This window comes from Emticicia sp. SJ17W-69 (genome assembly GCF_051209875.1).
In the GTDB taxonomy this organism is placed as follows: Bacteria; Bacteroidota; Bacteroidia; order Cytophagales; family Spirosomataceae; genus Emticicia.
Window position 1 is genome coordinate 4,444,999 of record NZ_JBNTQY010000001.1, and the last position, 24,802, is coordinate 4,469,800.

Genomic DNA, 24,802 nt, shown 5'->3' on the forward strand with positions numbered 1-24,802 from the left:
CAATGTTTCTAATCATATTTGGGATAGTCTTCCATTTAATATGATTTTTAGTCTTCAAGATCTATATTTCGGTTATAAATCTACTCTTCAAATTCATTATAATAACTAATAATAATTTATTTATAAACAACCTTTTCGCCTGTTTCTCCGTATAAATTATAAACCTATTATTCTAAAAATTTCCTCTATATAAAAATGAAAAAAACACTTGTCTTTTTTACACTTTTATTTTTTCCTTTGCTTTCATTTTCCTTTTTACCTACCTTGAGTTATCAAAATACAAGCATTGTTTATGGAGATCTTACTCGCATTCGTGCTACAGCCACAAGTCAAAATAGCACTTATGCCTTACAAAATATTCCTGCAGCTTTGGTAGGTCAGATTGCAGTTAATGTAAATAATGGCGATATAACTGTTCAGTCAACCGCTCCTGCAGGAATTTATACAATTACTAATAGAGCCACTGATATTTCTGGATTTACCGATGCAAGTTTCACACTCACCATTAATAAAGCACCATTGACCATTACTGGACAAAACAAAACTATCGTATTTTGTGATCCCTTTCCTACCTGTGCTGCAGGTTATAATGGCTTTAAAAACAATGAGAATGCTGGTGTTTTAACAGGCTCTTTAATTTGTGATTATGGCACATCTGCTCCAGCTCCTGCTGGTTCATATATTAATGATTTATCAACAAGTACTTTAAGCAGCCCCAATTATGCCATAAGCTATGTGAGTGGCTCACTTCTCGTTGATAAATCACCTACAACTGTTACCCTTACGCAGTCAAGCAGTAATATACTTGTTGGTCAATCTGTTACTTTCAATGCAAGCATTGGTGCAAATAAAACCTGTATCCCCACTGGAACGGTAATTTATACAATTGATGGCGTTGCCCAAGCTCCAATCAACGTCAATAATGTAGGTGTTGCATCGCTCACTATCAACAATTTTACAGTAGGAATTCATTCGATTTTTGCAAGTTATAGTGGCAGTGTAAATCAATTAAGCAGTCTTTCAAGTACTGTAACTAACACGGTTTGTCCAGTGATAACGATTGGAAATATTGCTACCGGCACAATGAATGTAGCTTATAATCAAACTTTTAGCATCAGTCCAGCAGATGCTTATATTTTTTCAGTTCCGATTGGGCAAATACCCCGAGGCTTAACACTCAACCCAACAACAGGACAATTGAGTGGAACTCCAAGCGAAGCTGGTATTTTTAATTTTACAATTGTAGCAAAAAATGGTATTTTTTGTTCAAAAAGCAAAGAAGTTATCTTGAAAATTATGGGAAATAACTGTACTGGTCGACATTTTGACATATCGAGCAGTTCACCGATTTCAACAGGAAGTGTCCCTCAAGCATTCTCACCCCAATCAGCAGCAGGCGATTATCATTTAGTTAGTGCTGATTTCAATAATGATGGCATACTTGATGTTATTTTACCTTCAAAAAATGCTTCAAATACTGCATCTTTTAGCTTGTTTTTGGGAAATGGAAGTAGTGGTTTTACAGGAGGTACACCAATTGCAACAAGAGTCTCTTTAGGCAATAATATTGCTATTACTGCTGCTGATTTTGATAATGATGGAGATAAAGACGTAGTCTTAGCAGAAGTCGATTTCAATGGACTGATTATTTTGGTCAATGATGGCTTAGGGAATTTTACGGTAAGTACCATTTCTTTCAATACCATAAGAATTCCGACTTCGGCAACTACTGGAGATTTCAACCAAGATGGAAAACCTGATTTAGCGATTACAATGGCAAATAGTAATCGGGTTCAGATTTTCATCAATACAACTGTTGGCGGCGTAATAAGTTTCAGTAATTTGGTGGCTGTCAATACTGCACTTTTACCTCGAAGTATAGTTGTTGGCAAGTTCAATAATGATGATTTTTTAGACATTGCAACTGCCAATTATACAAGTAATAATGTAAGTGTGGCTTTTGGCACAGGTACAGGCTCTTTCTCAGTAGCAACTGAATATACTGTTGGTTTAAATTGCCGTGACATTGCTACTGGCGATTTGGATAACGATGGTGATTTTGACTTGGTGACAGCCAATTATGGAGAAAGCACTCTTTCAATTCTTACAAATAATGGAAGTGGTGTTTTTGGTGTTACGGCTAAACCAGTTGCTTCAAAAATGAATGGTATCTTAATAAATGATTTCAATGCCGATGGATTTCATGATATTTTGGCTACTTCTCAACTTATTGTTCCACCCAGCAACACGCAATCATATACTTATTTACTCTATAATAATGGGAGTGGTTCTTTCACGACTCCAAGCACTTTAGGCACTGATTATTTTTCAGTAGGCTTACAACCTGGCTCATTAATAGCTGGAGATTTTAATCAAGATGGTTCTTTAGATTTTATTACTGCTAATATAGGGAGCAATGGAAATACAGGAAGTTTGTCAGTTTTGCTCAATAATTGTCCGCCAGTAACTTCCAATTATAACTTAAATCAAGGTATAGGTTTAGCAACACAAACCAAAATCCTAACAGCATTTGATGGAAATCAAGTTGCCAACACATTGATTCCTAAAGTTAATGGTGCAACTTCAGCAACACAAAATGGTATTACCATTGCAAATCTATCGGTTAATGCCAATGGAAATATTATTGCTGATGTTTCAGCAAATTGCTCGGCAACTAATACTACATTTTCCATTTCGGTTACAGATAATTTCAATAAAACTTCTACTTCTACCCTGACTGTTAATATCATCAATGGACCTTCCATAACAACTTCTCCAACTGATAAAGCTACTTGTGATGCTACGCAGATTTTTTTTCCTGTCTTTGCATCGGGCTTGGGCTTAAATTATCAATGGAAGGTAAGTACTGATAATGGTGTAACTTTTAATAATGTATCAAATACACTTCCTTACAATGGAGTCACTACTGATACACTCAAAATCGTTGCTAATGCAACGCTAAATAACTATAAATATAAATGTTTGGTCATTGGAGCTTGCAGCACAGTTGAAACAAATGTTGTTACTTTAAATGTGCAAAATGCTCCTATAACGCTCAATGGAAACATAGCAGGAGTAACTCAGGTCTATAATGCCACAACAATCAATAGCACTCAAAGTATTGGAGCTATCAGTCAAATTGAATATAGAGCAGGAAAATCTATTATCTTAAATAGTGGATTTTTGGCTGATAGTCAAAGTGTTTTTAAAGCAAATATTGTTGGATGTCAGTAGATTTCAGGGAAGTGGTGAATTGACTTCAATAGAATTCACCACTTCCTCCACAATCTCAAAAAAGCGAGCCAGTTCTTTTTCTCGTCCACGAAGCCAAACCATTCGCATTTCTGATTTTGTAGAAATATTACGCAATTCAATGTGTCTTACATTCATATTTTGTCCACTTAATGCAGATTTTGGCTCAATTGATATCCCAACACCCGCCTCAACCAAACGCAAAACTGTATTTGAATTGCCCGACTGGTAGGCAACTTTGGGAATAAAGCCATGCGTTTGACATAAAGACTCAATACTTTCTACATAGCCCGAACTCTCGCTTCGTGGTGGTAAAATGAAACTTTCATCAGCTAATTGAGCTAATGAAGTAAAGTTTTCTTCCAATAACCAATGGTTTTGTGGTAATAAAATGACAAAGTTTTCTGCATAAAGTACCTTAGTACTCAGTTCTTTAGGTACAATCATATTTGGGCCAAAAGCCACATCAATTGTTCGATGAATGAGGGAATTTATTCCAAAAACATTCGTTGATTCATTCAAAATCGTTTTCATAGAAGGCATTTTTGACTGAATTTTTGCCAAAATATTAGGCAATAAAAATTGCATTGATGAACTCGAATGAGCAATTTTTATTTCGCCACCTTCGCCACTATAAATCTGATATGTTCGTTGCCGAACTCGCTCAAAATCTTCCAAAATTCGTTGACATTCTTCTCTAAAATATTCTCCTGCTTCGCTTAATGCTACATTTCTTTTATTTCTTTTAAATAATACCACCTTGAGTTCTTCTTCCAAAGCCATAATTTGTCGACTAAGTGCTGGTTGAGCAATATAAATTTCCTCAGCAGTCTTTCTAAAATTAAGCGTTTCGGCAAGTTTTAAGAAATTTTCAATCGTTCGTAAATCCATCATTGATTCATTTTAAGCATCAAATAATCAAAATTAAGTATTTTTTGTTATCAAAAATAAGTCATTGTTTTGTGAAAACAAATTTCACAATGAAAGTTATCCAAGTTCAAAAAGAGCATTTAGATGCAGTAGCACCATTATTTGATGCCTATCGCCAATATTATGGTCAAAAAGCTGACTTAATTGGGGCAAAAAGGTTTCTTTCAGAAAGGCTTTTTCTCAACGAATCGGTCATCTTTTTAGCTTTGGAAGGCGAGAAGCCTCTTGGTTTTACACAATTGTATCCTACATTCTCATCCGTTTCGATGGAGCGTCAATGGGTATTAAATGATCTCTTTGTGTATGAAAATGCACGAAATTTGGGCGTTGGAAAGGCGATTCTTGAAACTGCACAAAATTTTGTTCGCCAATTAGGTCATAAAGGACTCCTTTTAGAAACGACTCCTGAAAATAGAAAAGCCCAAAAACTCTACGAAAGCTTTGGCTGGAAACTTGAAGAAAACCATTATTTCTATTGGAAATCTTAGCGTGAAAAACAGCCCTCTTTTGTCAAAGTTTTATTTACCTATTTTCTCAAAAAATAAAAAGATGAAAACTTCACTATTTACTTTCTTTTTGTTTATTTCACTTATGGCATTTTCACAAGAAAAAAAAGATACACTTCAAAAAAAGCCTATCCAAGTTTCAGGAAATGTTCAAATTACAAATAATGGAATTTCGCCAGTACCAGCCTTTTCATTAGGAAAACCAGCTATAATGACTGCATTTAGCATCAAAAAAGGCAATTTTTCATTCACACCAACATTCAATTATGGCATAGATGGTAAGCCGTGGTCATCTAATAATTGGCTGAGAGTAAAATTTCCATATAAAAAATTTACTTTTCGGACTGGCATCAATTGGTCACTGTTTTTCAAACGAACAAATGTTTCTGAAAATAACCGAACTTTTGAGGTTCAAAGAGCAAACAAATATTTAGAATTAGAAGCTGCTGTTTTTTATCAAGTTTCCGATAAAATAACCATTCAAGCAATCTGGTGGCACGATGAAGGAATTGATATTGATGCAGTGAATTTTGGTAATTTTTATAGCATTTCGGCCAATATTGATAAAATTCGATTATCAAAATCTGTCAATTTAGCATTGCGTCCAAACTTGTTTTATCTCAATAATGCGATTCCTTTTAAAGGAACATTTGTTTCGGGTATTGCAGTATTTTCTTATAAAAACTTTCCACTATCAATATCTGTTCAAGGAGTAGAACCTATTCAAACTCAGCCTAAAAGTAATTTTAGTTGGAATGTCGGCTTAAATTTTGACTTCTAATCATATCTATATGACAAACTTACAACAAGCATTTTCGTCCGAAAACTTTCGTCAAGATGCACATAATTTAGTAGATTTATTAGCCGATTATTTAGAAGCATCTCATAATCAGACACTTAGGAGTGTTATTCCTTATCAAGAACCCGATAAAGCTTTGTCTTTTTGGCAAGCAGATTATGAGCAAGGCAAGACTGATATCAATGATTTTTTCAAGAAAACCATTGAGAAATCTACACATTTGCATCATCCCCGCTATATGGGGCACCAGGTTACGCCTCCGCTACCAATTACAGCAGTAGCAGGTATGTTGACAAACTTGCTCAACAATGGCATGGCGGTATATGAAATGGGATTAGTATCCAATCCTTTAGAAAGAATTTTATCTGAATTATTGGCAAAACGTATTGGTTTTGATAAAAATGCCAGTGGTTTACTCACTTCTGGTGGAACATTGGCCAATCTTACAGCATTATTGGCTGCCCGTGCCGCCAAAACGGATGTTTGGGAAGATGGAAATACTACAAAATTAGCCGTAATGGTTTCGGAAGAAGCTCATTATTGCATTGACCGTGCCGCCAGAATTATGGGCATGGGAAGTGAAGGAATCATCAAAGTTCCAACCAACGATAAGCTCCAAATTCGTACTGATTTTTTAGAAAAATACTATCAAGAAGCCACTGAAAAAGGCTTCAAAGTCATTTGTATTGTAGGAAGTGCTTGCTCCACTTCTACTGGAAGTTATGATAATTTAGAAGAAATCGCTGCTTTTGCACAAAAGTACCAACTTTGGTTTCATGCTGATGGAGCTCATGGGGGAGCAGTGGTTTTCTCAGAAAAATACAAACATAAAGTAAAAGGATTAGACCAAGCTGATTCGGTTGTCATTGACTGGCACAAAATGCTAATGACACCCGCCTTAGCAACTGCCTTGATTTTTAAACGAGATGAAGATGCGTTCAAAACTTTCCAGCAAAAAGCACAATATTTGTGGGCAAATCAACATTCAAAAGATTGGTTTAATTCTGGGAAACGTACTTTTGAATGTACAAAATTGATGATGAGCGTAAAGATTTATTCCATTTTAAAAGCTCATGGCGAACAAATTTTCGGTGAAAATGTAGATTATCTGTATGATTTAGGGAAAACATTTGCAGCGATGGTCAAATCTCGACCAAATTTTGAATTAGCTGTTGAGCCAGAAAGCAATATTGTTTGTTTTCGACTAAACAATCACTTCTCAAAAGACTTAAATGAACTCAATTCAGCCATCAGAAAACAACTTTTAGAAGATGGAAAATTTTATATTGTTCAGACGAGTCTAAAAGAAAACATCTATCTTCGTGTTTCATTAATGAATCCATTAACTACTGAAACAGACTTAAACGCACTTTTAGATGAAGTTGAAAACATTGGCACTCAGATTTCTTGAAAATAAATATTTAGCTTTTGCTATTACGCTTATCATTTTTGTTTTATGTACCGTTCCCAGTGATCAATTGCCTAAAAGTGAAGATTTTAATGATAAAACTGCTCATTTTATAGTTTTTGCAGGGTGGGCTTTTTGTTGGCAATTTGCTTTTAAAGATTATAAAAAAACAATCTTATTAGGAATAATTTATGGAATTTTAATTGAATTTTGGCAAGGTTCTCTACCAATATCATTTCATCGCAGTTTTGACTGGTATGATGCTTTGGCCGATAGCATAGGAGTAGTGATTGGCTTGATAGTAGTTTTTATAATAAATGTTTTAGGTTTGAAAAAGTGATACAAAATTACTTTTGATGTAGTCCGTTTTTGTGTAAAAAAACAACAATTTTCAATTTCACATTCTCCATTAAATAATTACCTTCGCAAAACGAAGTTTCTACCTCTGTAAAACAAGTTTCTAACTTGTCACAATTCAGAGAATTGTGCTACATTCAAATAATAACAATGAAGAAAAAAAGAATTGCAATTGACATGGACGACGTAATGGCGGCCGCAGGTAAAAAGATTTTATTTACTTATAACAGTATTATTGGAACAGATTTTAAAGAGCATCATTTTGAAGGAAAAGCTTATTATGATGTATTGAAAGAAGAGAATTATCATGTGGTGAGGGAAGAGATTTTCAAACCTGGCTTTTTCAGAAACATGGAAGTGATGCCAGACGCAGTTGAAGTAATCAAAAAATTACATGAAAGATTTGATATTTTTATCGTTTCGGCAGCAACCGAATTCCCTAATTCATTGAAAGAAAAAATCGAATGGTTGGAAGAACATTTCCCCTTTATTTCTTGGAGAAATATTGTACTTTGCGGCGATAAAAGTATCATTTCTGCTGATTATTTAATTGACGATCACGAGAAAAATCTCAAAACATTCAAAGGAAAAACTTTAATGTTTGATGCCATCCATAATCAAAAAATTGAAGGTTATCAGCGTTTTAAATCTTGGCGTGAAATTGAGGCTTTTTTTGAAGAGCAGTAAATAGGATTTAGGAAGTAGGTTTTAGGGCTTAGAAATTAGAAGTTTTATTCTTTACATTAATCAATCTTAACCCCTACCATCTAAATCCTAACTCCTAAAACCTAATAAAATGACATCCAAACAAATCGTAGAAAAATTAGCTTCATTCCCCAATCGAGGAGTGGCTACACCAAACGAGATTCAAGTTCTTGATTTTTTAACACAATTATTTACTAATCAGACAGTGAGTCGAGAATCTTTTCGGACACCAAAAACGTATGTATCTGTTGTTTGGTGGTTAATTTTAGGTTTAGCAACGGGCCTAATTTGTTTAAATTTTTCTCCGATTTTAGGACTTGTACTGACGTTTATTTTCGTTACGATGGCTTTACTCTACTTCAACTGGTATGCCTCGCCAGTTACAAGTTTTCCTCCATTTGTTACGTCAAATAATCTTGTCATAAAAAAAAACGTATCGACTCCCAAAGCAAAAAAACTTATACTAATGGCTCATTGGGATACTGCTCCTATATCTTTGCTTTATCGTCCAGAAATGGTTGGGAATTTTCGTAAATCATTACGGTTAAGTCTAATTTTAATGCTCTTGGCTCAATTTTTAGCAATTTCGCAATTTCTTTTACCAAATACATTCCTTCTTTTGGTAGCCAATATCTTAGCTTTTTATTTTATTTTGCAAGGAATCACCGCTACAATCGATTTTGTTAGATTAGGTTATTCCAATGGTGCTTCTGACAATGCCACAGGTGTAGCAGCGGCTATCGAAACAGCCCAAAATCTTTGGTCAAAAAACTTACAAAATCTTGATATTGATTTAGTTATCACAGGTGCAGAAGAAGTAGGCATGATTGGAGCAAGAGCATATATGAAAGCCCATTACCAAGAATTTACTAAAGAAACCTATCTCATAAATTTTGATACATTGGGTAGTGGAGATTTAAAAATAATTACCCAAACCGGCTCATGGTCGAATATTGTGTATGACAATGTTTTAGTAAAAAAAGCTAAAGAAGCCACTACACAAACAGCAGATTTAAAGGATATTAGCACTGGAGCATGGCACACAGCCGACTTTGATTCAGTATGGTTTCAAAGAGCGGGAATTCCTTCATTAACCTTGGCAGCTCTTGATAAAAATGGTCGAATGCCCAATATTCACCGCCCCACTGATACGCTCGAAAATGTTGATTTTAGACCGATGGAAAAGGCAATTCTATTAGCAGAAAAAATAGGAGAAAAACTAAACTTAATGGAGAATTGAAAATGGATAATTGATAATTCTTTCCAATAATATCTCTCTAACTAAGTGATAATCAGACACAAGTAATTTCCAATTATTAATTTTTAATTATCAATTCATCATGTCTCGCAAAGAAACACTGGCTTATTTTATTCTTGGAGCGGTAAATATTATCGCAGGCGTAACTAATATTGATTGGCTCAACTATCTTACAAAGCCTTTATTGATGATTACTTTGGGCGTTTTATATTTTCAAAAAACAAAAAACAATCTTACTTCGCAAGATAAAATTATGCTTGCGGCTTTGCTATTTTCTTGTTTTGGTGATACTTTTTTGATGTTTCAAGGTCAAAACCCCAATTTCTTTTTATTTGGTTTGGGGTCGTTTTTACTGGCTCAAATTTCTTACACAACAATTTTCAGAAAATCAAGGAAGACAGCATATCTTAAAAGCGTGCCTTTTGCTATATACACAGTAGGCTTACTTTTCATACTTTGGGATAAAATTCCCGCTGCTTTTTTAGGAGCAATAATACTTTATTCTTTTGCCATTTTGATGATGGGAATTGGAGCAGTTGAAAGACAAAGTAATGCCAAAAGCTATCAATATGTATTAATTGGAGCGATTACTTTTATTGCATCTGATTCGTTGATCGCTATCAATAAATTTGCATTCAAAATATCGCTTTCTGATGTTTGGATAATGGCAACTTATATCATAGCCCAGTATTTAATTGTAGAAGGTGTACTTTTGGGCAGAAAAAAAGCTGTATGATTGACTCATACAGCTAAATATCAATATCTTGGCTTATTATCAAGCATAATTTCCTGAAATATACCCTTGTAGTGAATCAATATGAGATTTTTGTTCTTGAATAATAGAAGAAACAACATCATTAATTGAAATAATTCCTGCCAATACTTCACCGTCCATTACTGGTAAATGGCGAATGTGCTTCTCTGACATAATCTGCATAGCAACCTCCAATTTATCTTCCATTTTGATAGTAATCACGTTGGCTGTCATAACATCTTTTACTAAAGTATCATCAGAATGTAAGCCTTTTAAAACAATCTTTCGAGCGTAATCACGCTCTGAGAAAATCCCCGATAGCTTTCCATCATCAATCACCAATACGGCTCCGATATTTTTATTTGCCATTTCCACCAAGGCATTATAAACAGTAGTGTCGGAAGTAACCGAAAATAGGGCATTGATTTTCTTTCCTTGTAAAATTTGACGGATTTTCATAGGTTTAATAGTTAAGTAGGTACGAATAATAAATCGAATACAATTTGATAAAAAAAAACGTATAAAACAATAGTTTGAAAAATAAAATTATATACTTATCTTTGCAGCCCGAAATAGTATGCTTATTTAAGCAAAAAGCGAAATTCGGGTATTTAATTCGATAATTGTTAATTATAACTCAAAATCATGTACGCAATCGTAGAAATCGCAGGGCAGCAATTTAAAGTTGAAAAGGGTCGCACACTTTATACCAACAGATTGGAAGGTGATGTGAACGCTGCACTTGTATTCGACAAGGTTCTCCTTGTTGACAACGGCGGAGCAGTATCAGTAGGTACACCGACCGTTAGTGGTGCTTCAGTAAAAGTAACCATTTTAGAACACTTGAAAGGCGAAAAAGTTATCGTTTTCAAGAAAAAACGTCGTAAAGGCTACGTTAAGAAAAACGGTCACCGTCAATATTTGACTAAAATTCAAATCGACGAAATCGCAGCGTAAATCAATTTGAAGATTTGATGATTTTAAAATTAATTTAATTAATTCATCTATTTTAAAGATTTCCAAGTCTCCAAATTCACAAATTTTCTAATTAAAAATATTCATTCATCGTACCAGCAAAACTGGTCAATATTTTAAGAAATCATGGCACACAAAAAAGGTGTTGGTTCGTCGAGAAACGGACGTGAATCAGAAAGTAAGCGTTTAGGCGTAAAATTATTCGGTGGTCAAACAGCGATTGCTGGCAATATCATTGTTCGTCAACGTGGTACAAAACACAATCCAGGTGTAAACGTAGGTATTGGCAAAGACCATACTTTGTTTGCTCTTACGGCTGGTGTTGTACAATTCAAAAAAGGACGTGACGGAAAATCTTTCGTGAGCGTTGCTGCTGAAGCTTAATAGAGTTCTGAATTATGAGTTATGAGTTATGAGTTGTTTACACTGTTAAATACGCTACATATCGCTATACTTATAAAAATATTAAAAAAAGCCCGTCATTTGTGACAGGCTTTTTTTATGTCTCAATCAAACTTATTTAGTTGTATATTTGTTAGAAATAAAGAAAGTCATAAAATATTTACCTAATTTTCACATGAGTAAATACTGATAATGAGCATTTTAAATCACTAAATTAAAACTCAGAACTCAGAACTCAGCATTCAGAACTCAAAAAAACCATGTTGCAACGCCAAACAATGATTTATACCGAGCTAAGCCCAAATCCAAATTCAATGAAATTTGTATTGAATTTTGAATTAGCTCCTGATGGACTAACATTCGATTATCCAACTGTGGCGGCTACACTCGAAGAAGGAAAAGCATCACCATTAGCTACTGATTTATTCCAGTTTCCTTTTGTAAGAAGAATTTTCATCGCAGTCAATTTTATTACACTTACTAAAGACGATGAAACAGAATGGGAAGACGTAGTATATGATGTAAAAAAATTCTTGAAAATATATTTTGAACAAAATCACCCTGTTTTTGCTCAAAAAACAATTGATAGCAATACTTTTATTGTTGATGTTAATGATTCGGCTGTAGTTGGGAAAATTAAAAAAGCATTAGACGAATATGTACGTCCAGCAGTAGAATCTGACGGAGGAGCTATCAATTTTGCTTCTTTCGATGAAATTTCGGGACAAGTAAAAGTGTATTTGCAAGGTTCATGCAGTGGCTGTCCATCATCAACTGTTACCTTAAAAGATGGAATTGAACGTTTACTAAAAACAATGGTTCCTGAAGTGAAAGAAGTGGTGGCTGAGGGAGTTTAATATATTTAGATTAGTGTATAAAACCTGCAAGGTCTTTTTCAGACCTTACAGGTTTTTTTTAACTTAATATCATGATAAAAATAGGCGTAATCAATGTTTCTGACCGAGCGAGTGCAGGAATTTACGAAGATATTCCAGGAAAAGCTGTAGTTGAAACATTGAAGGAATATTTGATTTCTGAATTTGAAACCGTTTACAAGGTAATCCCTGATGAACAGGAGTTAATCTCGCAAACGCTCATCGAAATGGCAGATATTCATGGTTGCTGCTTAGTTGTAACTACGGGAGGAACGGGCCCAGCCTTACGAGATGTTACACCCGAAGCAACCGAAGCAGTTTGTCAGAAAATGATGCCTGGATTCGGAGAACTTATGCGTCAAGAAAGTCTCAAATATGTACCAACGGCTATTCTTTCTCGCCAAACGGCAGGCATTAGAAATCATACATTAATTGTTAATCTCCCAGGAAAACCTAAAGCTATCAGACAATGTCTTGATGCTGTTTTTCCTGCGATTCCTTACTGCATAGACTTGATTGAAGGGCCTTATTTGGTTTGTAATCAAGAGGTTATGAAAGAGTTTAGACCGAAATAGTCCACATAAAAAATTGACAGAAAAAAGCCCCAATTCTAAGAAAATCGGGGCTTTTTTCTGTCGTCTATTGAGCGGAACGCCGCCAGCTATTGACAGTGGGCTAATTATAACTTACTATCAGCTTTCAAATAAGTTTTGTTACCATTTGAGTTGATATAATACTGTCCACCACGTGGGCCTTGGAAAATAGAACGACCTTTTTCATCTTTTCCAATTTGTTTGTCAGGGCCAGCAACTTTCTTTTTCGTTGTAGCATCTGCTTCTTTACCATCATCTTTAGGTTTCGGAGCAGGTTTGATTGTATTGTCTTTGTCTGCCGCTTTCTTATCTGATTTTTCAGTTTTCTCTTTCTTTTCTGTTTTATCAGCTTTTTCTTTTTTCTCTACTTTTTCTTTTTTGTCAACTTTTTCGATTTTTTCCTTTTTCTCTGTTTTATCAGCCTTCTCTTTTTTCTCTGATTTCTCTTTTTTCTCGGCTTTTTCTTTCTTATCCGACGGTTTTTCTACTTTTTCTTTTTTCTCAGATTTTTCTTTTTTCTCGGTCTTAGCTTTGCCTTTAGATCCGCTTTTTTTCTCATCTTGAGCTGTTGTAGTTAAAACAGCCAAGCTCAAAGAGAACATAAATAATAGTGACAACAATTTTTTCATTGCGGTAATTGGTTTGTTTTGGGTGAAAATGTTTAGTGTTAAAATGTATAACTGTAATTAAAATCAACAAATCAGATAAATTACTTTAATTCAGCTATAAATTTGTCAAATGTAAGTAAAGTATAAAAAAAGATGCAATAGTTTTTAGCAAATTTTAATATTAAACGTTAATAAAAAAAGAATCGTCATATAAATTTATGAAATTTAACTCCATTTTAATTCTATTATTGTTTCCAACAGTTGTTTTTTCTCAAGGTTATGCTTTTATTACTGGCAAAATCATTGATAAAGTTACACAAAATCCTATTCCAAATGCCTATTTGAGTATTCCAAGCAAAGGATTTTCAAGCGAAACTAATACATTAGGAGAGTTTAAATTTTTCTTCCCAAAAATTGACCTTGATTCTATGGTCGTGATTTCAAGCATTGGTTATAAACATTTTACCAAGAAAGCATCTGATTTTGACTCTACCAATGTCATTGCTTTAGAGCCAGCCGAAATATTGGCTTCTGTGCAAGGTGGCGACCCCAAAGTATTATTAAAGGAAGCCTTTGGATTAATAAAAAAAAATAATCCCTCTTTTCCAACTTATCAAACTGGTTTTTATTTAGAAACCATCGAAATGGCTAAATTGGGCTATGTAAAAATCAATGAAGGCATCATTCGGGTCGAACGTCCGCATACGCCAAAAGAAATTGGTATTGAAAAAATCAAACTCTTGAAAGCCCGAAAATTTGAATGGGTTGGTCAATCTGCCAAACTGAATGGTTGGGGATTTGTCAACGGTGCAGCTATTGTCACTCGTTCGCTTGAAGGGGGTATTCCAGAATATTTAGATAAAGGAAATATCAATGATTATGATTTTAAGGTTGATTCATTGATGACTTACTTCAACGATAGTCTTGTTTTTTCGATAAGTTTTAAACCTATTAATAAAAAAATAAAAGCAGCTCGCAATGGCAAAATTTTCCTTACCCAAAACAGCAGAGCTATTGTCAGAATCGAATACGAAATGACTCCCGAAGGCGTAAAGGATGTAATAAAGGGGAATTTTACAGATAATACAAAAAAAGAGGGTAAAATGGTAAAAGGTTATACGCAATTTTTGCCTATCAATGGTTTTTGGCATTTACAAGATTGTAAACTGACCTTTGAAGCAAAATTTGAAGATAAACTTGAAAAAAAATTCAGTAATGAGGCTACGATGACTATTCAATTTATGGCAAACGAACATAGTAAACTTGGAAATCGAACAGCCATAAGGTTTGATGAAGAACTTCTTACGACAGACAATTTCCCCAAAGGTGGACGTTATGACCAACGTTTCTGGGGAACTTCCAATTACCTAATACCAACACCAGATATGCTTAAAATTACAGAAAAGAAGTGAGTTTTTAGGAAATAAATGCTACATTGCTTTGTATTTAAAATCCTAACCCCTTCATCATCAACATGAAAAATATTTACATACTAAGCACTTTTATTATTATCTTAATCAATATTTTTTTCACTAATTGCACTAATAGTAAACAAGAAGATACCCAAAATACCCTCAACACTACTTCACTCGATAGCACTCAAATTTTACAGGTTATCAAGGATATGTACGCATGGGAAGAAACCAAAAGTACTTTAGTGGACTTCACATTGGCCTATCCAGAAAAAGGTTCATGTACAGGAATTGACAAGGAGGCCAATAAAAATCGCATGGCTGAATTAAGGAAAACTGGTTTCTTTACAGATGATTTCTTTAATAATTATGAGAGGATTCTCAAAAAAATGGACAAAGAAATCAAGGCTGATACTACTAAATATTATGAAGGTGATGGCTTGGAACTTAACTATTTAGACGGCAGTCCTTGGTGCAATTGTCAGGATAACCCTGATAAATTTTGGGAAACCATCAAAATAAAAGACTTAATAATTAATAATAATGATGCCAGTACCAAATGGACATGGATTTGGAAAGATGATTTTGAGTACAAAGTAAAACTCAAAAAAATAAATAATACATGGAAAATATCAAATTTAGAAGGATTTGATATTATGTAAACTTAAATAAGTTGAAATTGACTAATTCAGTTGTATTTTTGCAAAAGAGTCATTTATAATTATTCATTATCATCGAATGTCATTAGACCTAAAAATAAAGCAATTAGCTAAAGACTATGCTTCCGAAGTAGTTGCAAATCGCCGTCATTTGCATATAAATCCAGAATTATCTTTCCAAGAATTCAATACTGCCAAATTTGTTGCCAAAAAACTCCGAGATATTGGTCTACACCCACAAGAAGGAATTGCAAATACAGGTGTTGTGGCATTGATTGAAGGGAGAAATCCTCAAAGCAAAGTTATTGGTCTTCGTGCCGACATGGACGCATTGCCTATTTTTGAGCAGAACGAAGTCTCATATAAATCTCAAAATGAGGGGGTAATGCACGCTTGTGGACACGATGCTCACACCTCCTCATTACTTGGAACTGCCAAAATTTTATATCAATTACGAGAAGAATTTGAAGGCACAGTTAAATTAGTTTTTCAGCCAGCTGAAGAAAAAGCTCCTGGTGGTGCTTCTATTATGATTAAGGAAGGTGTCTTGGAAAACCCTGCTCCTAATAGTATGCTTGGGCAGCACGTAGCACCTAATATTCCAGTTGGAAAAATTGGTTTTCGAGAAGGAATGTATATGGCAAGTACAGATGAATTATATTTGACAATCAAAGGTAAAGGAGGACATGGAGCGATGCCAGACCAATTAATTGACCCTGTATTGATTGCTTCACATGTAATCGTATCCTTGCAACAAATTATTTCTCGTAATAAAAAGCCAGCAAATCCGTCTGTACTTTCTTTTGGCAGATTTATCGCTGATGGTGTAACAAACGTTATTCCAAATGAAGTGACTATTCAGGGAACATTTCGTTGTATGGACGAAGAATGGAGAGAAGATGGGTTAAAAAGAATGAAAAAAATGGCCGAAGGAATTACTGAAGCTATGGGAGGTGTTTGTGATTTTGAGGTTGTAAAAGGTTACCCTTTCTTGAAAAATCACCCAGAACTGACTCGACGAGTAAAAAGTGAAGCCACAAACTATATGGGTAAAGAAAACATCATTGACCTTGACCTTTGGATGGCAGGTGAAGATTTTGCATTTTACTCCCAAGTAGTTGATTCTTGTTTTTATCGACTCGGCACACGCAATGAAGCACGTGGAATCATTTCGGGTGTGCATACCCCTACTTTTGATATTGATGAAACTGCACTTGAAATAGGTCCTGGCTTGATGTCTTGGTTGGCTATTCGAGAACTTAGCCAATAAATTTATAACAGCAGTTCAATAGACGATGGTAATAAAATTACCATCGCCTATTGGCCTAAATTACCATAAAGTAAACATTTCCTACCACATACTTCTTATTTCCTACCACTTACTGGAAACACCCTTCTTTAATGCCTTTATGGCATCTTTTTTGTTGCTTTACCATTAGATAAGATTTGTATAAAAATGTTGTTTTTAGCAAATTATTGATTGAATTTTAACAAAAAAAGAAGAGATTAATGCAAACGATGATTATCATCATACAACTAATTGGTGGCTGTACGCTTATTCCTTGGTTTGGATTGGCAGGTCTCTCTTTTATGTCTTTTGATACTCCAAAAGCTACAAAAAAATTGATACCTTGGTTGTTTATATTCTCTGTCTTTTCTTATCCTTTTATTATTGGTGGAAGCTATTGGTGGGCATGGTCAACTTTTATGAGTGGTAATATAAAAAGTGCTATTTTTTGGAGTTCTTTGCCAATAGGATTATTTGTATTTGCTTATTTGGTTATTATTCGTTCTCCAAGTCTTTTAAGAAAAAGCAAATAAAGTATATTTCCGATATATTTTAAATGGGGTAATTTAAAATATCAGTTAATCAAGTATTTTATTTTCATCTTATCGCTACAGCAAAATTGCTATAAATTTAGGGCTCTACTTAAAGAATCATATGCCGACAAATAATAATCCTCCTCCAAGTGACTACTTAAATACTAAACTTCATTAGTCAAAATTGTCAAATCATCAAACAAAAAAATTGCATCGAAATAAAACAATCAAAAATGCAAAGTTATTTTAGTTTTCACTCTTTTTATTCATAAAATCTACTTGTCTCATTTTCGGTAAAACTACAATTTAAAAATATTAGATATACCTTAAAATTACGTTTGTGTCTAATTAAATATAAAGTTTCTTCAATTACGATTATAATTTTTGGCATGAAATACAGAAATTTTGCAGTATTTTGTATTTCTGTTGCCAAACGGCAAGTAATATGATTCTTTTATATGTTACAAAAAATTTCTGATTTGCCAGTCAAGTGGCATCATTTGCTTTTTTATAGTCTATTGGTCGCCATTATCCCTCATACAGGCTTTTGGCTCGACCTCAATAATGATTGGCCACGTTGGTCGAGTTATGCTTTTGAACACGGTTTAAGTCAAATTTATAATTCTGACACCAATTATATGCCTTTTTATTTGCATTGGCTTTATTGGTTTGGAAAATTACAAGGCAGCAAAGAGTTGATTTATGCCAATAGTTATCAACTCAAATACTTCTTTTTGCTCTTTGATTTTGGTGGAGCAATAGCTATCGCTTGGTCTTTACGAAGATATTATACTCGCCCGTTTGCCGAATATATGTTGCTTTTCAACATGGGTTATTTATACTGTACCGTCATTTGGGGACAATTAGATGGTGTTCCTACCGCGATTGTTGTTTTGTCAATCATCAGCCTTTTTGAAAGAAAACTACTTTGGGCTGCATTTTTCTGTACATTATCAGTTTATATAAAGCTCCAAACAATCATTTTTTTGCCTTTTTTTGGCATTTTATTGGTCTTTCAATTAGGCAGGAACTTTAATAAATGGCTACTATTAAAAATGATAGTAATATCTATTCTGACACAACTTTGGCTTTTAAGTCCATTTATTTATGGTGGAACATTCTGGAATTTTATAAAGGTTGTACGAGAATCGGTTGGTTTTTTCCCAAGAGTTTCATGGAATGCTTACAATATTTGGTATTTATTATTAAAAAAAGATCCAACATTACTCAATGATACATTGATCTTTGCTGGACTCACATACAAAAAATGGGGATTTATTTTATTCTTTGTTTTTTCGGCAATAGGACTTATTCCACTGATAGTCAACACATTAACAAAATTGAAAAATAATAAAGATTTAGATAAAGATTATTATGCTCTTTTGTGGCTCACAGCAGGCACAATAGCTATTTTATTCTTTTTTGTCAATACACAAATGCACGAACGCTATTCTTATCCTGCCATTGCTTTATACTTTGCGTATTCTTTACTTAGTAATCGTTTTGCTCTTTTTGCCCTCACATCTTTAGCACATTTGATGAACATTGATGGGATGAATAAATATTTTGAGCTAAATCCATTCAAACCTGAATATACTGCGATGATTTTTGGAAGCATTTTATTGCTATCTTACATAAGAATTTATCAATTTTTAAAACTGAATAAATTGAATTTTCAATAATCGTAAACTATCAAAAATATACCAAACATCCAATATTTTCAAAATAAATTGAAAAATACTTTTTCTATATTATCGATATTCCTATTATTTTTATCTTGCTCACATAAAATGACTCCAGATAGCTATAAAAAAAGCCAAATACTCTTTGGTCGAGGTGGCGGTTTTACCAATTTGGTCAATGAATATCATTTATTAGAAAACACAAAATTATTTTATAAGCAAAACCGTGATTCTGTTTTTACTGACTTGGGCAAACAAAATGCAGATACAACGAAATTATTGTTTGCTAAAACAAGAGCTTTGTTTGCAGATACAACCCTATTTCATCAACCTGGAAATACTTATTATTTCATCAAATTGCAGAAAGGTAATAAAACTCAAGAAATGATATGGGGAAATAATGTTGCTACAGATGAAATTGTTCAAAAAGCAAAAGATTTGTATAAAGAATTAATGAATTTAGTAAATTTGAACAAATAACAGTACAAAGGATTTCTAAACGCTTGCACAGAAAGACGAAATAAGAAACCCCATCCTATAAAAATTTAAAACCTAATGTTATGAGATTAACTTTTATTTTTCTTTTTTTTGCGGCAATTACTACCTCTTTTGCCCAAAAAGGATTTGGCAAAAAAGGAAAGCCTATAGCTGGTAAAAATGATGCTCCACAAGGTCAATTTATTGAAATACAAGGCGAAAAATATGATAAAAATACACGCCAATCTAGTATTCCAAGCCTTTCTACGAAATTTATCAGCAAGTTTAAAGTAACTCGTGATACAGAAACTGGCGGTGTATTGATGATTGAAAACCTTTCAAAAGCCACACCAAAAGCTCGTAAAAGTACACAAATGATGGCTACTGATTTTTTGGGAGAAGTGAAATCTGCCTTAAAAATTGATGATGCTGACCAAGAACTGGAAATGATAAATATGGAAACCGATGAGGTTGGCATGACCCACATCAAAATCCAGCAAAAATATAAAAATCTCCCTGTTTATGGGGGTGAAATTTGGCTACATACCAAAGGAGAAAAAATTAATATTTTGAATGGTAGAAACTTTCCAACGCCTAAGTTAAGTTCTACAAATCCAAGTATTTCAGAAGAAAACGCCATTGAATTTGCAATGAAAGATGTGGCAAAAAAATCAGTTGTACAAAGAGCAGGAATTGCAGGCCTACTGGTCAAACAACAAAATACGGCTGAACTGATTGTTTATCACAAAGACGCAAAGTTTGATAATGAGCGACTTACTTATTTATTAACAATTCGTCCAAATCTTCTTGAGCGTTGGACCTATTTTATTGATGCTAATACGGGTGAAGTCTTAAAAAAATTCAATAATACTTGTGCTTTAGATGGTCCTTTTACTGCCACAGCTAAAGATTTGAATAATATCTCTCGGGCTTTTAATGTTCAGCAAATTGGTGGCACTTATTATATGTTAGACACTCAACGCCCAATGTATAATAAAGCAAGCTCAAAACTACCAGATGACCCGATTGGAGCTATTTGGACGATTGATGCAAAAAACACCACATCTGATAATATGTCATATGCACAGAATACTTCAACTAATAATACAAATTGGAATGCAACGGCTGTTTCGGCACATTATAACGCGGGACTTTGTTACGAATATTATCGCACTAAATTTGGTCGAAATTCTTTAGATGGCAAAGGCGGTAGTATTATTTCAGTTATTAACATTGCCGATGATGATGGAAAAGGCATGGATAATGCCTACTGGAATGGTGAATTTATGGGATATGGCAATGGTCGAGAGGCTTTTAAGCCTTTGGCTGGTGCATTAGATGTGGGTGGACACGAGATGACGCACGGCGTAGTGGAGGCAACAGCACGTTTGGAGTATGAGAATCAATCGGGTGCATTGAACGAGTCGTTTGCAGATATTTTTGGGGCTATGATTGACCGTGATAACTGGACGATGGGAGAAGGGATTGTAAAAGCATCAGCTTTTCCTTCGGGTGCTTTAAGAAGTTTGGCAAATCCTAATCAGGGTGGTAAAAGTGACCCTGGCTATCAACCAAAAACTATGTCACAATATGCTTTTTTAAGTAATACTGAAGATGAAGACAATGGTGGCGTACATGTCAATAGTGGGATTCCCAATTATGCCTTTTATTTGTTTGCCTCTAATGCCAATGTTACGAAAGATAAAGCCGAACAGGTTTATTACAGAGCTTTAACTAAGTATATGACTCGCACCTCTAAATTTGTAGATGCACGTTTGGCAGTTGTAAGAGCTTCAGCTGACCTCTACGGCGAAAATTCAGCCGTTGTAGTTGCTGCCAAAACTGCTTTTGATGCAGTAGGTATTGCTGACCCTAATGGTGGCACTCCAACAACGCCAACTACTACACCAGCACCTGCTCCTACTCCAGCACCTCAACAAACAATTCCAGTTAATAACGGTAGTGATTTTATCTTAGTTTTTGAACCTTCTACGGGTAAATTATATACTGGACAAGCAAATGCGGCAGCTTCTACTTTTAAAGCCATTTCATCAAGCGGATGTTTGAGTAAGCCAAGTGTTACGGATGATGGTCTGTTTGCCTATTTTGTAGGAAAAGATAAGAATATTCATAAAATTGGATTGACAGGAGCTTATACAGAAACCAAAATCACAAGTGATGGTGTTTGGGGAAATGCTGCCGTATCAAAAGATGGTAAACGTTTAGCTGCATTGACTGAAGCAGGAGATAAATATATGTATATCTACAATTTGGAAGACGGAAAAGGCTCCAAATTTACACTATATAACCCAACTTACTCGGCAGGTGTAAGTACTGGGGAAGTGCAATATGCTGATTCATTTGAATGGGATTATACTGGTGAAACAGTTATTTATGATGCTTTTAATAGTGTAAAAAGTATTTCAGGCAATATTGAGTTTTGGGATGTGGGAATGATACAAGCTTGGGATTTGACAAAAAAGACTTTTGGTAGTGGCAAAATTGAAAAACTTTTCACTGATTTGGAAGCAGGGGAAAGTATTGGAAATCCTTCGTTTTCTAAAAATACCCAAAATATCATCGCTTTTGATTATTATACCGAAGATGAACCTGACACTTATTATCAAATCGGGGTGGATATTGCCAATAACGATTTAGATGTTTTCAATACCAACAATGATATTGGGTATCCTGGCTACTCTCGATTGGATGATAAAATACTTTTCAATACACTCAGTGGTAAACAACAAAATGTCAATTTTATTGGCGTTGATAAAAATAAAATCTCACCATTGGGCACTGCCAAAGAATTATTTACCGATGCAAGTTGGGCGGTTTGGTATGCACAAGGGGCAAGAGCCATTCCAACAAAAACTGACCAAACTATCAATTTTTCAGCTATTTCCGATAAAAATCAAGGCGAAAATTTCATTATTTCAGCTACTTCAAGTTCAAACTTAGCTGTTCAGTTTACTGTTGATGGTGGAGACATCACCTTGAATGGAAATAAAGTTACGGTAGGCACCACAGCAGGAAAAGCTAAAATAAAGGCATTCCAAGTAGGAAACTCACAATTTAATGCCATTAGTCTTACTCAAACTTTTTGTATCATTCCTACTGCTCCTAAGATTGTTACGAGTGGAAATAATTTGGTCGCATCAGGCGGGAAAAATTATCAATGGTATATCAATGGTAATGCGGTTGGTGGACAAACAACCAATTCTAGTATAGCTATTGATGTGACAGGAGGAAATTATACTGTCCGAGCAATTACTGACGATGGCTGTCAAAGTTTAGCTTCCAATAGTATTGCGGTAGCTGCAAAAGTGTTGGGTACTGAGTTAGATGAAAGCATTAAAGTAAGTATTTATCCTAACCCAACAGCCGATGAATTACGCATCGAATTACCCGCTGGAATTATTTTTAAAGAAGCCAAATTTTATTCAAATGCTGGTAGCAATGTGATGAATTTTGACAAACTTTCAGGAAATAATTCACTGAATATCAGTCAATTAGAAAAAGGAATGTATTCAATTAAAATTGAAACTTCACATGGAAGTGTATCAAGAAAAATTATTAGAGAGTAACTCAAGTTTTTAACTTGTTTCATCAGTAAAAAATATAAAAATGGATAATAAAACAATTGACAATTTATTAATTGATGAAAAAGAGCATCTTACCAAGCTTCATCAAATTGTAAAAGATACGATGAAGGAGGAACAGTTGATTGTCAATAATCTCTTAAATCCACCTGACGAAGTCTTGTCACGTGGACAAGCGATTTCTGATAAAGTAGCTCGTTTTGGTGGAAGTTGGCAGTTTATTATCATGTTTGGCGTTATTTTGACTGTCTGGATTATTATCAATGTCGTTGTTCCAATAAAAGATAGATTTGACCCCTATCCTTTTATTTTAATGAATTTGGTTCTTTCAACTATTGCTGCATTACAAGCACCTATCATTATGATGAGTCAAAATAGACAGGAAGAAAAAGATAGAATGAGAAGTGAAAATGACTATTTGATAAATCTGAAAGCCGAAATGGAAATCAGAAGTTTACATCAAAAAATAGATTTGTTGTTGGAAGAACAAATTAAAACTTTATTCGATACACAAGCCAAACAATTTAAAATACTCGAAGAAATCAATAGTAAAATTGATGGAATTTCTAAAAAATAAAGTATAACTATTTGATTATCAACTAAATTATTTAATCATAAAATGTCAATATCAACAAACCCTATAAAAGTATTAGTAGTTGGTTGTGGAAATATGGGAGCATCTCATGCACAAGCTTATCAATTATTGGATGGTTTTGAAATTTGTGGAATTGTTTCTACAGGAAAAAGTAAGGAAGTTTTGAATGAAAAATTAGGCGGTGGCTACCCGCTATTTTCTGATTACGAAATTGCATTGGCTGAGACCAAACCTGATGCTGTTTGTATCTCAACTTATCCTGATACCCACGAAGCTTTTGCCATTAAGGCACTTGAAAATGGTTGTCATGTGTTCATCGAAAAACCTTTGGCTGATACTGTGGAGGGAGCAGAACGAGTAGCTGCAAAAGCAAAAGAGACTGGCAAAAAAGTAGTGGTAGGCTATATTCTCAGACATCATCCTTCTTGGGAAAAATTTGTTGAACTTTCGCATGAATTAGGAAAACCTTTGGTCATGCGAATGAATTTGAATCAACAAAGTCATGGAGTGATGTGGGATGTTCACCGAAATTTAATGAAAAGCCTCAGTCCAATAGTGGATTGTGGAGTACATTACATTGATGTCATGTGCCAAATGACACGTTCAAAACCACTCCAAGTAACAGCTATTGGTGCAAGATTGACCAATGATATTGCCGAATCGAATTATAATTATGGACAATTACAGATACGTTTTGAAGATGGGTCCGTAGGTTGGTATGAAGCAGGTTGGGGACCAATGATGAGCGAAACTGCCTTTTTTGTAAAAGATGTAATTGGACCTAAAGGCTGTGTTTCAATTGTTGCAAAAGATGCTGGTTCAAGTGGAAAATCTGATAATGTTGATGCCCATACAAAAACAGAATCTTTGCGTTTTCACCATGCAGATTTAGACGAAAACAATCAATTTATCAAGCAAGATACATGGTTTAATCTCAGCGATGAGCCAGACCATCAAGAACTTTGTAACCGTGAACAACGATATTTCTTAAAGGCGATTCAAGAAAATATCGACCTTACAGATCATGTTCAAGATGCAGTTAATAGCTTAAAAATTGCTTTCGCTTGCGATGAATCTGTCAAAACAGGGCAAGTTGTTTATTTGTAGAAAATTATGACGGATTAAAAACATA

Annotated in this window: 24 protein-coding genes; 21 read left to right on the forward strand and 3 right to left on the reverse strand. The window is 34.3% G+C overall.

What is annotated here, in order from left to right:
• The first annotated feature begins 195 nt into the window (after positions 1-195).
• Positions 196-3,234 carry an FG-GAP-like repeat-containing protein gene (locus ACQUQZ_RS18090; protein WP_435356490.1) on the forward strand — a complete coding sequence of 1,013 codons (3,039 nt, stop codon included), beginning with the start codon at positions 196-198 and terminating at the stop codon, positions 3,232-3,234.
• 3 nt (positions 3,235-3,237) lie between these two features.
• Here the strand turns inward: ACQUQZ_RS18090 and ACQUQZ_RS18095 are convergent, their stop codons facing one another.
• Positions 3,238-4,146, reverse strand: a complete 909-nt coding sequence (locus tag ACQUQZ_RS18095) for a LysR family transcriptional regulator (RefSeq protein WP_435356491.1) — start codon at positions 4,144-4,146, stop codon at positions 3,238-3,240.
• Between the two features lie 86 nt (positions 4,147-4,232).
• Here ACQUQZ_RS18095 and ACQUQZ_RS18100 point away from each other — a divergent pair, with 86 nt between their 5' ends.
• From ACQUQZ_RS18100 to ACQUQZ_RS18130, 7 genes are all read left to right on the forward strand, one after another.
• Positions 4,233-4,670 (forward strand): GNAT family N-acetyltransferase, encoded by a 438-nt coding sequence (locus ACQUQZ_RS18100; RefSeq protein ID WP_435356492.1) that lies wholly within the window; start codon positions 4,233-4,235, stop codon positions 4,668-4,670.
• 61 nt (positions 4,671-4,731) lie between these two features.
• Complete coding sequence (locus ACQUQZ_RS18105; RefSeq protein ID WP_435356493.1) at positions 4,732-5,469, forward strand: hypothetical protein; 738 nt, start codon at positions 4,732-4,734, stop codon at positions 5,467-5,469.
• A gap of 10 nt (positions 5,470-5,479) precedes the next feature.
• Complete coding sequence (locus tag ACQUQZ_RS18110) at positions 5,480-6,898, forward strand: pyridoxal phosphate-dependent decarboxylase family protein (RefSeq protein WP_435356494.1); 1,419 nt, start codon at positions 5,480-5,482, stop codon at positions 6,896-6,898.
• Positions 6,864-7,235 carry a VanZ family protein gene (locus ACQUQZ_RS18115; protein WP_435356495.1) on the forward strand — a complete coding sequence of 124 codons (372 nt, stop codon included), beginning with the start codon at positions 6,864-6,866 and terminating at the stop codon, positions 7,233-7,235. Before ACQUQZ_RS18110 ends, ACQUQZ_RS18115 begins: the two co-directional genes overlap by 35 nt.
• Positions 7,236-7,402: 167 nt before the next feature.
• A complete protein-coding gene (locus tag ACQUQZ_RS18120) occupies positions 7,403-7,939 on the forward strand; it encodes a 5' nucleotidase, NT5C type (RefSeq protein ID WP_435356496.1) in 537 nt (178 codons plus the stop codon).
• A gap of 109 nt (positions 7,940-8,048) precedes the next feature.
• Complete coding sequence (locus ACQUQZ_RS18125; RefSeq protein WP_435356497.1) at positions 8,049-9,197, forward strand: M28 family metallopeptidase; 1,149 nt, start codon at positions 8,049-8,051, stop codon at positions 9,195-9,197.
• 100 nt (positions 9,198-9,297) lie between these two features.
• Complete coding sequence (locus ACQUQZ_RS18130; protein ID WP_435356498.1) at positions 9,298-9,951, forward strand: lysoplasmalogenase; 654 nt, start codon at positions 9,298-9,300, stop codon at positions 9,949-9,951.
• Positions 9,952-9,990: 39 nt separating this feature from the next.
• Here ACQUQZ_RS18130 and ACQUQZ_RS18135 read toward each other — a convergent pair whose 3' ends face one another.
• Positions 9,991-10,428: a CBS domain-containing protein gene (locus tag ACQUQZ_RS18135; RefSeq protein WP_435356499.1), complete on the reverse strand. Its 438-nt coding sequence runs from the start codon at positions 10,426-10,428 to the stop codon at positions 9,991-9,993.
• Positions 10,429-10,614: 186 nt separating this feature from the next.
• Here ACQUQZ_RS18135 and rplU point away from each other — a divergent pair, with 186 nt between their 5' ends.
• From rplU to mog, 4 genes are all read left to right on the forward strand, one after another.
• A complete protein-coding gene (rplU, locus tag ACQUQZ_RS18140; protein ID WP_435356500.1) occupies positions 10,615-10,926 on the forward strand; it encodes a 50S ribosomal protein L21 in 312 nt (103 codons plus the stop codon).
• Positions 10,927-11,070: 144 nt separating this feature from the next.
• The gene (gene rpmA / locus ACQUQZ_RS18145; protein ID WP_435356501.1) at positions 11,071-11,328 is read left to right on the forward strand and encodes a 50S ribosomal protein L27; all 258 of its coding nucleotides are present in this window, start codon (positions 11,071-11,073) and stop codon (positions 11,326-11,328) included.
• Between the two features lie 278 nt (positions 11,329-11,606).
• Positions 11,607-12,203, forward strand: coding sequence for a NifU family protein (locus ACQUQZ_RS18150; RefSeq protein WP_435356502.1), 597 nt, complete (start codon positions 11,607-11,609; stop codon positions 12,201-12,203).
• Between the two features lie 71 nt (positions 12,204-12,274).
• On the forward strand, positions 12,275-12,796 hold the full coding sequence (gene mog, locus ACQUQZ_RS18155; protein ID WP_435356503.1) for a molybdopterin adenylyltransferase: 522 nt from the start codon (positions 12,275-12,277) through the stop codon (positions 12,794-12,796).
• A 104-nt stretch (positions 12,797-12,900) separates the two neighbouring features.
• Here the strand turns inward: mog and ACQUQZ_RS18160 are convergent, their stop codons facing one another.
• Complete coding sequence (locus ACQUQZ_RS18160) at positions 12,901-13,443, reverse strand: hypothetical protein (RefSeq protein ID WP_435356504.1); 543 nt, start codon at positions 13,441-13,443, stop codon at positions 12,901-12,903.
• A 197-nt stretch (positions 13,444-13,640) separates the two neighbouring features.
• Here ACQUQZ_RS18160 and ACQUQZ_RS18165 point away from each other — a divergent pair, with 197 nt between their 5' ends.
• The 9 genes from ACQUQZ_RS18165 (at position 13,641) to ACQUQZ_RS18205 (ending at position 24,777) form a co-directional block, all read left to right on the forward strand.
• On the forward strand, positions 13,641-14,834 hold the full coding sequence (locus ACQUQZ_RS18165; protein ID WP_435356505.1) for a hypothetical protein: 1,194 nt from the start codon (positions 13,641-13,643) through the stop codon (positions 14,832-14,834).
• 62 nt (positions 14,835-14,896) lie between these two features.
• A complete protein-coding gene (locus ACQUQZ_RS18170; RefSeq protein ID WP_435356506.1) occupies positions 14,897-15,496 on the forward strand; it encodes a hypothetical protein in 600 nt (199 codons plus the stop codon).
• 76 nt (positions 15,497-15,572) lie between these two features.
• Positions 15,573-16,763 (forward strand): M20 metallopeptidase family protein, encoded by a 1,191-nt coding sequence (locus ACQUQZ_RS18175; protein WP_435356507.1) that lies wholly within the window; start codon positions 15,573-15,575, stop codon positions 16,761-16,763.
• A gap of 248 nt (positions 16,764-17,011) precedes the next feature.
• A complete protein-coding gene (locus tag ACQUQZ_RS18180; RefSeq protein WP_435356508.1) occupies positions 17,012-17,314 on the forward strand; it encodes a hypothetical protein in 303 nt (100 codons plus the stop codon).
• A 458-nt stretch (positions 17,315-17,772) separates the two neighbouring features.
• A complete protein-coding gene (locus ACQUQZ_RS18185; protein ID WP_435356509.1) occupies positions 17,773-18,996 on the forward strand; it encodes a hypothetical protein in 1,224 nt (407 codons plus the stop codon).
• 48 nt (positions 18,997-19,044) lie between these two features.
• Positions 19,045-19,476 (forward strand): hypothetical protein, encoded by a 432-nt coding sequence (locus tag ACQUQZ_RS18190; protein WP_435356510.1) that lies wholly within the window; start codon positions 19,045-19,047, stop codon positions 19,474-19,476.
• 80 nt (positions 19,477-19,556) lie between these two features.
• Positions 19,557-23,060, forward strand: a complete 3,504-nt coding sequence (locus ACQUQZ_RS18195) for a M4 family metallopeptidase (RefSeq protein ID WP_435356511.1) — start codon at positions 19,557-19,559, stop codon at positions 23,058-23,060.
• Between the two features lie 40 nt (positions 23,061-23,100).
• Entirely contained in the window at positions 23,101-23,652 is a 552-nt protein-coding gene (locus ACQUQZ_RS18200; RefSeq protein WP_435356512.1) for a DUF1003 domain-containing protein, read from the forward strand.
• A 42-nt stretch (positions 23,653-23,694) separates the two neighbouring features.
• Complete coding sequence (locus ACQUQZ_RS18205) at positions 23,695-24,777, forward strand: Gfo/Idh/MocA family protein (protein ID WP_435356513.1); 1,083 nt, start codon at positions 23,695-23,697, stop codon at positions 24,775-24,777.
• The last annotated feature ends 25 nt before the right edge of the window (positions 24,778-24,802 follow it).

Excerpts from the sequence above, each read along its gene's own strand:
- ACQUQZ_RS18090 (WP_435356490.1), top strand. The coding sequence starts at position 196 with ATGAAAAAAACACTTGTCTTTTTTACACTTTTATTTTTTCCTTTGCTT.
- ACQUQZ_RS18095 (WP_435356491.1), bottom strand. The coding sequence starts at position 4,146 with ATGATGGATTTACGAACGATTGAAAATTTCTTAAAACTTGCCGAAACG.
- ACQUQZ_RS18100 (WP_435356492.1), top strand. The coding sequence starts at position 4,233 with ATGAAAGTTATCCAAGTTCAAAAAGAGCATTTAGATGCAGTAGCACCA.
- ACQUQZ_RS18105 (WP_435356493.1), top strand. The coding sequence starts at position 4,732 with ATGAAAACTTCACTATTTACTTTCTTTTTGTTTATTTCACTTATGGCA.
- ACQUQZ_RS18110 (WP_435356494.1), top strand. The coding sequence starts at position 5,480 with ATGACAAACTTACAACAAGCATTTTCGTCCGAAAACTTTCGTCAAGAT.
- ACQUQZ_RS18115 (WP_435356495.1), top strand. The coding sequence starts at position 6,864 with ATGAAGTTGAAAACATTGGCACTCAGATTTCTTGAAAATAAATATTTA.
- ACQUQZ_RS18120 (WP_435356496.1), top strand. The coding sequence starts at position 7,403 with ATGAAGAAAAAAAGAATTGCAATTGACATGGACGACGTAATGGCGGCC.
- ACQUQZ_RS18125 (WP_435356497.1), top strand. The coding sequence starts at position 8,049 with ATGACATCCAAACAAATCGTAGAAAAATTAGCTTCATTCCCCAATCGA.
- ACQUQZ_RS18130 (WP_435356498.1), top strand. The coding sequence starts at position 9,298 with ATGTCTCGCAAAGAAACACTGGCTTATTTTATTCTTGGAGCGGTAAAT.
- ACQUQZ_RS18135 (WP_435356499.1), bottom strand. The coding sequence starts at position 10,428 with ATGAAAATCCGTCAAATTTTACAAGGAAAGAAAATCAATGCCCTATTT.
- rplU (WP_435356500.1), top strand. The coding sequence starts at position 10,615 with ATGTACGCAATCGTAGAAATCGCAGGGCAGCAATTTAAAGTTGAAAAG.
- rpmA (WP_435356501.1), top strand. The coding sequence starts at position 11,071 with ATGGCACACAAAAAAGGTGTTGGTTCGTCGAGAAACGGACGTGAATCA.
- ACQUQZ_RS18150 (WP_435356502.1), top strand. The coding sequence starts at position 11,607 with ATGTTGCAACGCCAAACAATGATTTATACCGAGCTAAGCCCAAATCCA.
- mog (WP_435356503.1), top strand. The coding sequence starts at position 12,275 with ATGATAAAAATAGGCGTAATCAATGTTTCTGACCGAGCGAGTGCAGGA.
- ACQUQZ_RS18160 (WP_435356504.1), bottom strand. The coding sequence starts at position 13,443 with ATGAAAAAATTGTTGTCACTATTATTTATGTTCTCTTTGAGCTTGGCT.
- ACQUQZ_RS18165 (WP_435356505.1), top strand. The coding sequence starts at position 13,641 with ATGAAATTTAACTCCATTTTAATTCTATTATTGTTTCCAACAGTTGTT.
- ACQUQZ_RS18170 (WP_435356506.1), top strand. The coding sequence starts at position 14,897 with ATGAAAAATATTTACATACTAAGCACTTTTATTATTATCTTAATCAAT.
- ACQUQZ_RS18175 (WP_435356507.1), top strand. The coding sequence starts at position 15,573 with ATGTCATTAGACCTAAAAATAAAGCAATTAGCTAAAGACTATGCTTCC.
- ACQUQZ_RS18180 (WP_435356508.1), top strand. The coding sequence starts at position 17,012 with ATGATTATCATCATACAACTAATTGGTGGCTGTACGCTTATTCCTTGG.
- ACQUQZ_RS18185 (WP_435356509.1), top strand. The coding sequence starts at position 17,773 with ATGTTACAAAAAATTTCTGATTTGCCAGTCAAGTGGCATCATTTGCTT.
- ACQUQZ_RS18195 (WP_435356511.1), top strand. The coding sequence starts at position 19,557 with ATGAGATTAACTTTTATTTTTCTTTTTTTTGCGGCAATTACTACCTCT.
- ACQUQZ_RS18200 (WP_435356512.1), top strand. The coding sequence starts at position 23,101 with ATGGATAATAAAACAATTGACAATTTATTAATTGATGAAAAAGAGCAT.
- ACQUQZ_RS18205 (WP_435356513.1), top strand. The coding sequence starts at position 23,695 with ATGTCAATATCAACAAACCCTATAAAAGTATTAGTAGTTGGTTGTGGA.